The sequence below is a fragment of the Aestuariibaculum scopimerae genome (assembly GCF_059428085.1).
Genome location: NZ_CM182089.1, coordinates 3,458,220 through 3,469,607 on the forward strand (window position 1 = coordinate 3,458,220; position 11,388 = coordinate 3,469,607).

Here is an 11,388-nt window from a genome sequence, read left to right on the forward strand (position 1 = left end):
TTTATAATAAATTATAATGAAAGGGTATTTGCTTAAGTCGTTAATATTATTTGTTCAATGTAATCCTTGTTTGTATTTTTGCTCGCTTTACATTGATTTATAACACAGCATGTCTTTTAAAACATCCATCAATAAAATAAGAAGGCGTTTCATGCACAGCATCACCAAGCATGTGGGCAGTTCTTATGCTGAGCCTAAAGTGGGATCTATCAAGCCAACCGACATTAAGAGGGTATTGATTATTAGGCCCAACCACAGGTTAGGTAATCAATTATTACTAACACCTATTGTTCAAGAAGTTATAAACACCTTTCCAAACTGTGAAATCGACCTTTTTGTAAAAGGTGGTGTGGCCCATCCGGTGTTTGAAAACTACAAAGCGGTTAACAAAATCATTCAATTACCCCGAAAACCGTTCAATAATCTGTTTAAATATATCAAGAGCTGGATTTCCATTAAAAATAAAAAATACGATTTGGTGATTAATGGTGACAAGAATTCATCTTCAGGGCGGTTATTAACGCAACTTTCTAGAGCCACTGTTAAAGTATTTGGGGATGTTAATGAAGCTATCCAGCAGACATATCCCGATTATGAACATATTTCAAAATACCCCATTTACAATTTAAGAGACTATTTAACAAAGCTTGGTTTTCCAAAGAATGAAACCCCTTTACCACTATTGGATATTAAACTAAATGCAGAAGAACTTGCTAAAGGCAAAGCGATTTTAGACGGTATCATTAAAAATGATAAAAAAACTATTTGCATTTATACCAATGCCACAGGAGATAAATGCTACTCCGAAGCTTGGTGGAATGCTTTTTATGAACGTTTATTAAAAGCGTACCCCAATTATAATATCATTGAAATGCTGCCCATTGAAAACATTTCGAAAATAAACTTTAAGGCCCCCAATTTTTATAGTAAAGACATTCGTGAAATGGGAGCCATTATTAAAAACACAGCTATTTTTATTGCTGCAGACAATGGTGTTATGCATTTGGCCAGTGCGGCATTAACACCTACTGTAGGATTCTTTTCAGTGACTAATCCAAATGTTTACGCACCTTACGGCAATGGTAGTGTGGCTTTAAACACCAACCATACAACTATGGAAGATTGGATGGCAGCCATACACGATATACTACAAGACAAAGCCTAAATAGGGGGTAAGCACCTTAAAAAATACAATGTTGATTATAATTTGAATTTCAACAACATATTTGTACATTGTATCAACTAAATACTAATGGATAAAATTATAATTATATTATGAAAACACGTTATCACATACTTGCCTTTGCTGCCATATTTAGTTTGGTAATAAGTTCATGCAAAAACAAAACAAAAAATCAAGATACCATAGAAAAAGACCAACCTGTGGCTGTGGCCATAGAGGGAAAAGAAGTTACCTATAGTACCGATAGTACTCAAATGAAGGGGTACATTGTATATGATAAAAATAAGGAAGGAAAACGTCCGGGCATTATTGTAGTACACGAATGGTGGGGCCATAACGATTACACCCGCCAGCGTGCCGATATGTTGGCCGAATTGGGTTATACGGCCATTGCCATTGATATGTATGGGGATGGAAAACAAGCTGCACACCCACAAGATGCCGGGAAATTTTCGGGGATGGTTATGCAAAACATGGATGAGGCCCAAGCCCGCTTTGATGCTGCTTTAGAGGTGTTGAAAAATCATCCATCAGTTAACAGTGAAGATATAGCAGCCATAGGCTATTGTTTTGGTGGTAGTGTGGTTTTAACCATGGCAAATGCAGGTAAAGACCTAGATGCTGTGGCCGCTTTCCACAGTGGTGTACAATTGCCCATTATGCCTAACGACAGATTAAAAGCCAAAGTATTGGTAGCCAATGGTGCTGAAGATCCGTTTGTAGCACCAGAGTCCGTTGAAACCTTTAAAAAAGCGATGGACAGTATTCATGCCGATTATGAATATATTGCATATACAGGGGCCAAACATGCCTACACAAGCGAAGGAGCTACCGCTTTAGGAGAAAAATTCAATTTACCATTAGAATACAATGCTGAAGCCGATGCAAAATCATGGGAAGCCTTACAGCATTTGTTAAATGAAACATTTTGATTATAACGAAATAGTAAAAAAACTTTTAATAACTTTAAAACTTAAATATGAAATTTACAAGAAAAGCCAAAGCCCAATGGAAAGGAACAGGAAAAGAAGGCAAAGGAACATTAACCTCTGCCAGTGGCGTATTAAATAACACCCCATATTCGTTCCATACACGTTTTGAAGATGGTGAAAAGGGTACAAACCCAGAAGAGTTGGTTGGTGCAGCACATTCTGGCTGCTTTGCTATGAAACTCAGTTTTTTACTAAATGAAGCTGGATTTACAGCAACTAGTTTAGATGTAGATGCCACCGTTACATTTGAAGACGGCAGTGTTACAAATATACTTTTAGACCTTGTTGGAGATGTACCCAATATAGAAGCTGCGCAATTTCAGGACATTGCAAATAATGCCAAAGCCTCTTGTCCCATATCAAAATTATTGAACGCAAATATAGAACTAAAAGCAACACTTGCTTAAAATAGTAAACAACAATATCTTTTAGTTTAAACCAGTATGCGCAAAGCATACTGGTTTTGTTTTATGAAGAGTTCTATATTTTTCGTATTTTAGAAATAAAAATGAAAAATTTAAAATACGTCTTGGGTTGTATTATAGCGTTTATAGTGCTATCCTGTGGAACATCCAAAACCATTTCCGCTGAACAAATAGAAGTTCTGGATACTTTAGTTAACAAGAAACAATTCCGAATTGAATCCGATTGGGCCTATCCACAAACTACGGCCGCTTTGCAACAAGTTTTAAACTCTGGCTTATTACAACCGGGTAGCAGTTCTGGGAGTATTAGCTTGGTGGGTAATACTAATTTTTTAAGTATTTCGGGAGATAGTATAGCTTCCTATCTGCCATATTTTGGAGAACGTCAAATGCAAGTGGAGTATGGCAGTACAGATACCGCCATACAATTTAAAGGTCTTGTACAAGATTATAAGGCCGAAAAAAACAAAGACAACAGTTACACCATTACATTTGAAGCCAAAAGCAAATCTGAAAACTTTACTGTTTACATTAAACTATGGCCTACACTAAAAAGTGATATGACACTTAATAGTGCGTCACGATTTCCTATACGGTATTCTGGTACTGTAAAACGGAATGATATGGAATAGTCCCTCTTTTTATATTCTTAAAAGCCATGCAATAGCACATGCCCATACTTTTATAGAGCATACATAATGATGTTCATATAAAAATATACTTAACTAACTATGTAGTTAACTAACTATTTTTTATCTTTACAATAAAAGTAATCAAAAATGGAAAAAGATTTTATTAAAGAGCTTGGTTATAAGGCATTAGACAATCGTTTAAAACGCATAAGTGATAGAATGACTCATGACACTAGAAAATTCTTTAAGCAAATCGATATAGATGTGGAACCTAGCTGGCATTTAGTGTTTAAATTATTAAAAGAGCATGACATGCTTACTATGGTTGAAATTGCAGAACAATTAGGTTATACACATCCTTCCATGGTTGTTATGCTAAAAAAAATGACTGCTAAGGGGTATATAGTATCTGAAAAAGACCCTATTGACAAAAGAAAACAAAACATAAAACTAACTCAAAAATCTTTAGATCTTATCCCCAAATTAGAAACTATATGGAACAGTTGCGAGTATGCCATTTACAAAACGCTAAATAAAGACCTTTCTATAATTAAGTATCTTGATGAAATAGAAATAGCATTAAAAACCGTTCCTCTTAATGAACGCTTTTATAACGAATATGTAAAACAAACAATCAAAAACACATAGTATTATGTTAAACTCAAGAAATGATTCAGAAATATCGCGTAGGGGAATGATCAAAACATTGGGATTAGGATTAAGCCTTACAGCACTTCCTTCCTTTGCAATGTCTTCAATGACAGAAGTCTCAATAGATGCATTAGAGCATGGAGAACGCATTATTCCTGTAAAGGAAAACGAACTCATTGAAATGCAAAAATTTATTGAAGATTGTATTGCTGCTAACAAAGAGTCTAATCCACAAGAGGCCGTTAAAGACGTTTTAGCAAGAGGTGTTTCTAATCCTTCAGCAATGTTAAAGGCCATTGGTGAACCAACCGAAGCTGGTTTAAAGGTTTTTCTTCGCTCAAAAGAATTAACAATTTTTGCCGCATCATGGACACCACAAATGAATCTCATGCCCCATAACCACCTCATGTGGGCAAATATTGGCATATATACAGGACGGGAAGACAATATCCTTTGGGAAAGGGATAAGGATGGATTGGAGGCCAATAATGTAAGATGCTTATTTGCAGGAGATGTTGCAACCCTAAATAATAATGCCATTCATTCAGTGACTAATCCATTACAAAGATTTACTGGAGGACTTCATATTTATGGCGGTGATTTCTTTGCAACAGAACGTAGCCAATGGGATCCAGAAACCCTTGAAGAAGAACCTTCAAATGGAGCTGTAATCCGTGATATTTTCAAAAAAGCAAACGAACAAATGCGTAGAATGAAAACCGATTAGTTTATGAAGCGTCAATTAATATCCAGTGGAAGTCCTTATGAAAACATTATAGGTTTTAGCCGTGCTGTTCGGGTTGGACCATATATTACAGTGGGAGGTACAGCGCCAATAGACAAAAACGGAAATACTGTTGGAGTTGGAGATATTTCCATACAAACCAAACAATGCTTGGAAACTATTAAAATGGCATTGGAAAAGGCAAGTTCTAGTTTGGATGATGTTGTTAGAACCCGAATGTTTTTAACAAACATAGATGATTGGAAAATTGCTGCTGAAGTAAGGGCTTCTTATTTTAAAACCATCAAGCCTGTAGATACCATTATGCAGATTTCTAGTTTTATTGATCCGAATTGGCTGATTGAAATTGAAGTGGATGCTATTATAACCACATAAAATTCAACTACTATACACACGAATTGCTTTTTTTAGTATTTCATCGTATATTCGTGACCTTACATCCTAAATAAACCATTTTTAACTAATGCAGCGATTGAAACTATTGGGAATACCAATACTTGTGATTTTTACGATTTTTGTACTTTCATCAAGTATGCTATCTACTTCCAGCCCTGTGGTAGGGGAAACCGTCCCGGTCCATGATACTGAAAAAGCTTTAATAGACCAGGAAGCAATTAAATTGTATGAATTGCATAAACAAACATTGAGAGATGCCATTTCTGCATATTTTAAAAAAGCCATTGCTTCAGGGGATATTGTGGGAGTAGGTGTTAGTATTGTAAAGGGAGATTCTATAATGATCTCCGACGGTTTTGGAAAGCGGAATATTAAATTTAACGATGCTGTAAACGGGGAGACCGTATTTAGGTTAGGATCGTTATCAAAAGGATTTACAGGTGTTTTGGCCGCCAATTTAAAGTGTGGTGGGAAATTGGATTGGACAGACAAGGTACGTGATTATATTCCCAATTTTCAGTTGGGAGATTGCAATAATACAGAGCACATTACATTATCTACTATTTTATCGCAAACATCTGGGGCTCCTTACCATAGCTTTACCAACTTGGTCGAGGCCGGATTACCATTAACAGAAATTGCCACGCGTTTTAAATCGATACAACCCATAAGCAAACCAGGTTCAATATACAGTTATCAAAATGCCATGTTTGCACTTTCTAGTGAGATAATGCATAAAGCAACAGGTCAAGATTTTAAAACCTTATTAAGTACCAAATTTTTTAAGCCTTTGCATATGGATCACACATCAATGGATTATAAAACGTTAGCGCAAGAGGACAATGTAGCCATGCCACATACCAAAATACGTTATGGGTGGTCTCCTCAAAAACTCAATGATCATTATTACAATGCCGTTGCTGCAGGAGGTATCAATGCCAGTTCTAGTGATATGGCAAAATGGATGCAGTTTTTGTTGGGTCATCATCCAGAAATCATGGATAAAAATGCTTTACAGGAGGCGTTTAACCCTTTTATAGAAATTAAAGGCCGTAGCAAATATTATCAACGCTGGCCAGGACATGAGAGTTCCTACTATGGCTTTGGATGGAGAATTCATAAATTCAATGACCACGGTAAAAAAAGAACTATGGTGCATCATGGAGGCAGTGTGAACAATTATCGAAATGAAATCGCAATCTTTTCTGAAGATGATTTAGGGATTTGTGTGTTGATGAACAATAATTCCCGACTTGCAAAAACAGTGATTCCTGACTTGTACAAGATTGTAAAAGAGGTATTTAAGATTTCTTAACTTTATTAACCAAAATTATGCTTACTATTATTTATAAATTAATATTTATACAATTACCCATAGGTACGCAAAATCCTGATGACAATAAGCCTCTGGATTTTTCGGATCCCTTTGAAGTGATTGTATTTGTTATTCTACCAATACTCTTTATCATACTGTATATTTTATGGAGAAAAAAGAGAAATAAAAAAGATTAATAGTTTTTAGTCTAAATTATAGCAAGTATTGAAATGTAGCTATTTGTGGAATGTTTCGTTTGAGCTATAATGGCTTGAGCTTTGGTTGTTTAATACACTTTTTCTTTGTTCTTTTCTTTCTAAGAATTTCTTTAAAAAATGTAATGGAATACGCTTTGCCCGAAGTGACGATAGGAGTGAAGTGGGAATGTGTATGGAATGGAAATAAATTAACCTATATCGAAATATTTATTGTTTAAAATATATTTACATTACATGCATCAATTATTTAAAACGAGATAATTAAATTGTCGTTTATAATCGTAATAATCACCTAAAATATCATCCTCTTTTGATGTCATTTGATCAAGCCAATCTGCTTTAGCCTTTGCCCATTCTATTCAATTTTATAAATCATAATATGTCCATGCATTTGGATAATATATCTATACCAGCACTAGGTGTTATCTATAATTTTACTATTTCTATTGATTTATAATTTTGAAACTTTCGTTTAGTTGGATCATTAGGGGAGATATTTTTCATCTTCCCCTTTTCAAATAATTTGAATTTGTTTATGAGAGTAATGACACCAATTTTTATTAACAACTCGATTATACAATCTGTTTTATAAGAGAAAATCCATTTCAAAGTAAAATAATAATAACATGAAAAAAATCATTTTTTATCTATTGGTAATAATCGTTAGCCAATATATGTATAGTCAAAACGATTGGGAAAATCCTGGCATGTTCCAACAGAACAGAGAAAAAGCAAGAGCTTCCTTTTTTACATATGCAACATTAAATAAAGCCAAACTTGATAAACCGGAAAATGAAGCATACATCAAGTGTTTGAACGGTAAATGGAAATTCAATTTTACAGATCATTCAGATCAAGGTGTCGCAGATTTTCAGAATGTAAATTTTGATGATAGTACATGGGATGAAATTCCGGTACCTGGGAATTGGGAATTATACGGGTATGGCTACCCTAATTATACCAATATGGATTATCCATTTGATAAAAATCCACCGTTTATAAAAGCATCTCAAAATGCCGTAGGGTCTTATATAACATATTTTACTGTAGATAAGAATTGGTCAGATCGAGAGGTTTATATCCAATTAGGGTCTGTTAAATCTGGTTATTATTTATGGATAAATGGCAAAAAAGTGGGCTACAACCAAGATTCTAAATTGCCTGCAGAGTTTAATATTACATCTTATTTAAAAGAAGGAATCAATAAGTTAGCAGTTAAAGTATTAAAGTTCACAGATGGTAGTTATTTAGAAGATCAAGATTTTTGGAGGTTATCTGGAATCCAGCGCGATGTCTATCTTTTTGCTAGACCAAAAGTTCAAATAAGAGATTTTTATGCTAAAGCATTATTAGACGCCAGTTATAAAGACGGTGTATTTAGTTTAGAAACAGAAATTAAAAACACGTCCAATAAAAGAGCATCTGGTTTAAAATTACAATATCAAATTCTAGATACTCATGGAAAGGAAATATTATCTAATACATCGACTTTTTATTCTAAAGGTTCTAGGACAAATACATTAAATTTTACTGGCAACATTCCCAATGTCAATAAGTGGTCTGCCGAAAACCCATATTTATATACCTTATTAATCAATCTATTGGATAATGAAGGGAAAACGATTGAAGCTACTTCAGTGAAAATTGGATTTAGAACCACTGAAATTAAAGACGGACAATTGTTGGTAAATGGGAAACCCATTCTTTTAAAAGGTGTTAATAGACATGAGCACAATCAAGATTATGGGCATGTAGTTAATAAGGAAGATATGTTAGCAGATATCAAAATGATGAAGCAGAATAATATTAATGCGGTTCGTACCTGTCATTATCCAGATATGCCTTTATGGTATAAATTGTGTGATCAATATGGTTTATATTTGTATGATGAAGCTAATATTGAATCCCATGGTATGGGTTACAAACCTGAGAGTACATTAGCAAACAATCCAGCTTGGAAAGCGGCGCATGTAGAGCGTATTACAAACATGGTAAAGCGAGATAAAAACCATCCATCAATAATCGTTTGGAGCATGGGCAATGAAGCAGGTGATGGACCTAATTTTTTAGCTGGCTATAAAGCCATTTTAGAATTGGACAAAAACAGACCAATACATTACGAACGTGCTGAGAGATTATCGGATATTAAAGAACAGCATACAGATATTATAGGTAACATGTATCAATCTATAGAAGGTGTTCAACAATGGTTAGGGTCCGATGCTAAAAGACCATTTATTTGGTGTGAATATGCCCATGCTATGGGAAATAGTACCGGTAATTTTAAAGAATATTGGGACTTAGTAAGAAGTAATAAGCAACTTCAAGGCGGTTTTATTTGGGATTGGATGGATCAAGGTTTAACAAAATATAACGATGAAGGTGTTAAATTTTGGGCTTATGGAGGACATTTTGAACCAAAAGGTGTGCACCATGATGGGAACTTTTGTTTCAATGGATTGGTCGATCCAGACATGACACCACACCCCGGTTTGTATGAAGTTAAAAAAGAATATCAAAATATTCATTTTAAAGATTTAAAAATTTCAGAAGGAAGTATTACCATAGGAAATGAAAACTTTTTTTCTGATTTAGAAAATTATATCATTCGTTGGGAATTAATGGAGAATGGCACCGTAAAACAAAAAGGTGTTTTCAACCCAACAGGTGTTTTGCCACAAACAGACAAAGCATTCAAGTTAGACTTAAAAGATTTTAATCAAAACAAGGGGAATGAATATTTTTTAAATATGTATGCTTTGCAGGGCAAAGAAACCGAATTGATTCCTTTTGGTCATCCTGTCGCTTCGCAACAGTTTGCATTATCATCTTTTGAGAAAACAGCTGTTAAACCAGTAACTTCAAGCCAAATTGAGATTAAAGAAATGCCTGAAGCCATAGCCGTTACTGGCGAGGACTTCACTATTCAAATATCTAAAAAAACAGGAGCCATTACATCTTACAAATTGAATAGTTATGAGTTAATGAATAATCCTTTGGCACCAACGTTTTGGAGGGCTCCAACAGATAATGATTTTGGTAATAAACTACCTGAGCGCGCTGAAGTTTGGAAGGAAGCAATGAACAATGCAGTGTTAGAAAGTATAAGTTCCAAAAAAGTATCACCATCCGAATTAGTAATTAATTCAAAGCTAAAACTACCAACTGTAGAAGGTGAGATTGCGATGGAGTATACTATTTATGGTAATGGCAAAATAGATGTTAATTATAAATTTGAAACTTCTAAAACCGATTTGTCTGAAATCCCACGTATTGGTATGGTTTTCAAAATGCCTAAAGAATTTAGTAATCTTGAATACTTTGGTCGTGGTCCTTGGGAAAATTATATAGATAGAAATACATCTGCATTTGTGGGACACTATAGCTCGAAAGTAGCAGATCAATATGTTGCCTATGGGAGACCACAAGAGAATGGACATAAAACAGATGTTAGATGGTTTACTTTGAAAAATCAAATAGGTTTAGGCTTCGAAATTGAGGCAATTGGCGAAACCATAGAGTTTAATGCGTTGAACCATAGCACCAATGATTTAGATCCTGGAAAGAAAAAACTGTTGAGAACACCTGCTGATGTAAAGGACAGAGATTTTGTAGAAGTCCATATAGATCATAAAATGATGGGTGTTGGTGGCGATACTAGTTGGGGATCCAAACCACATGCGCCATATATTTATTATGCTGATAAAGTTTATGAATATTCGTTCTCTATAAATCCAAAGTTTTAATCAAGCAAATAATAATTCAATAAAAAGTAAATGATGATTAAATTTATTCAGCAATCAAAAAGACTTCAGACTGTTTCTTATATATGTATCTTGTTTTTAGTAGCATGCAGTTGTAAACAAAAAACGGAATCTAAAAAAGAAGAAAAGCCTGCATTAGTAAAAATAGCCAACCCTATAGTTGATGGTTATTTTGCAGATCCAACCTTAGTAAAATATGAGGGTAAATACTATATGTATGCTACGATAGATCCTTGGGGAGGCGATGAGTTAGCTGTATTTGAATCATCAGATTTTAAAAATTGGGAACGTAAACATATCAATTGGCCAACAAAAGAAGCATGTACGAGTTCAACTTCAAATGGAAGCATGGTTTGGGCACCTTGCGTTATTCAAGCGCCTAACAAGAAGTTTTATATGTATGTATCTATAGGAAGTGAAGTTTGGGTTGGTGTAAGTGATAAACCATTAGGACCTTGGAAAAATGCAAAACCTGATGGAAGCCCATTCGTTAAAGGCGATATGTTCCCTGAATATCATATGATTGATGCTGAAGTTTTTGTAGATGACGATGGTAAATCTTATTTATATTGGGGATCTGGCTTAAAATGGAAAAACGGACATTGTTTCGCGGTTCAGTTAAATGGAGACATGATTTCTTATGATGCGAATGCTATTAAAGATATTACGCCTCCACATTATTTTGAAGCACCATTCATGATAAAGCGAAACAATAAATATTATTTAATGTATTCTGAAGGAAAATGTATCGACAGTACATATAAGGTATGTTATTCGGTGGGTGAAACACCTTTTGGTCCATGGAAAGAAGGCGTAAATAGTCCTGTTTTAACTACATCAAAAGATTCTACCACCTTAGGCCCTGGACACCATGCCATGTTTAAAGAAAATAATCAAGATTATATTTTATACCATAGGATTAAAGATAACAATGATACACTTTTAAGAGAAATAGCCGTGGATAGTTTGAACTTTGATTCAGAAGGAAATATGTTAAAAGTGGAGCCAAAAGGAGGGATAATAAGTTTTATAAATAAGTAAGCACGCCTTAATTATACAAGGAATGA

General features: G+C 34.4%; 10 protein-coding genes. All 10 read left to right on the forward strand.

The window, feature by feature from the left end; translation table 11 throughout:
• Positions 1–109 precede the first annotated feature (109 nt).
• A complete protein-coding gene (locus AC5SR4_RS14980; protein WP_495357087.1) occupies positions 110–1,165 on the forward strand; it encodes a glycosyltransferase family 9 protein in 1,056 nt (351 codons plus the stop codon).
• 110 nt (positions 1,166–1,275) lie between these two features.
• Positions 1,276–2,115: a dienelactone hydrolase family protein gene (locus tag AC5SR4_RS14985; RefSeq protein ID WP_495357088.1), complete on the forward strand. Its 840-nt coding sequence runs from the start codon at positions 1,276–1,278 to the stop codon at positions 2,113–2,115.
• A 47-nt stretch (positions 2,116–2,162) separates the two neighbouring features.
• Positions 2,163–2,582, forward strand: a complete 420-nt coding sequence (locus AC5SR4_RS14990) for an OsmC family protein (protein WP_495357089.1) — start codon at positions 2,163–2,165, stop codon at positions 2,580–2,582.
• A 101-nt stretch (positions 2,583–2,683) separates the two neighbouring features.
• On the forward strand, positions 2,684–3,232 hold the full coding sequence (locus tag AC5SR4_RS14995) for a DUF4251 domain-containing protein (protein WP_495357090.1): 549 nt from the start codon (positions 2,684–2,686) through the stop codon (positions 3,230–3,232).
• Between the two features lie 147 nt (positions 3,233–3,379).
• Complete coding sequence (locus AC5SR4_RS15000) at positions 3,380–3,880, forward strand: MarR family winged helix-turn-helix transcriptional regulator (RefSeq protein ID WP_495357091.1); 501 nt, start codon at positions 3,380–3,382, stop codon at positions 3,878–3,880.
• Between the two features lie 46 nt (positions 3,881–3,926).
• Positions 3,927–4,610: a hypothetical protein gene (locus AC5SR4_RS15005; protein ID WP_495357092.1), complete on the forward strand. Its 684-nt coding sequence runs from the start codon at positions 3,927–3,929 to the stop codon at positions 4,608–4,610.
• Between the two features lie 3 nt (positions 4,611–4,613).
• Positions 4,614–5,003, forward strand: a complete 390-nt coding sequence (locus tag AC5SR4_RS15010; RefSeq protein ID WP_495357093.1) for a RidA family protein — start codon at positions 4,614–4,616, stop codon at positions 5,001–5,003.
• An 88-nt stretch (positions 5,004–5,091) separates the two neighbouring features.
• A complete protein-coding gene (locus tag AC5SR4_RS15015) occupies positions 5,092–6,339 on the forward strand; it encodes a serine hydrolase domain-containing protein (RefSeq protein WP_495357094.1) in 1,248 nt (415 codons plus the stop codon).
• An 844-nt stretch (positions 6,340–7,183) separates the two neighbouring features.
• On the forward strand, positions 7,184–10,303 hold the full coding sequence (gene lacZ, locus AC5SR4_RS15020; protein ID WP_495357095.1) for a beta-galactosidase, LacZ type: 3,120 nt from the start codon (positions 7,184–7,186) through the stop codon (positions 10,301–10,303).
• A 30-nt stretch (positions 10,304–10,333) separates the two neighbouring features.
• A complete protein-coding gene (locus tag AC5SR4_RS15025; RefSeq protein ID WP_495357096.1) occupies positions 10,334–11,362 on the forward strand; it encodes a family 43 glycosylhydrolase in 1,029 nt (342 codons plus the stop codon).
• Positions 11,363–11,388 lie beyond the last annotated feature (26 nt).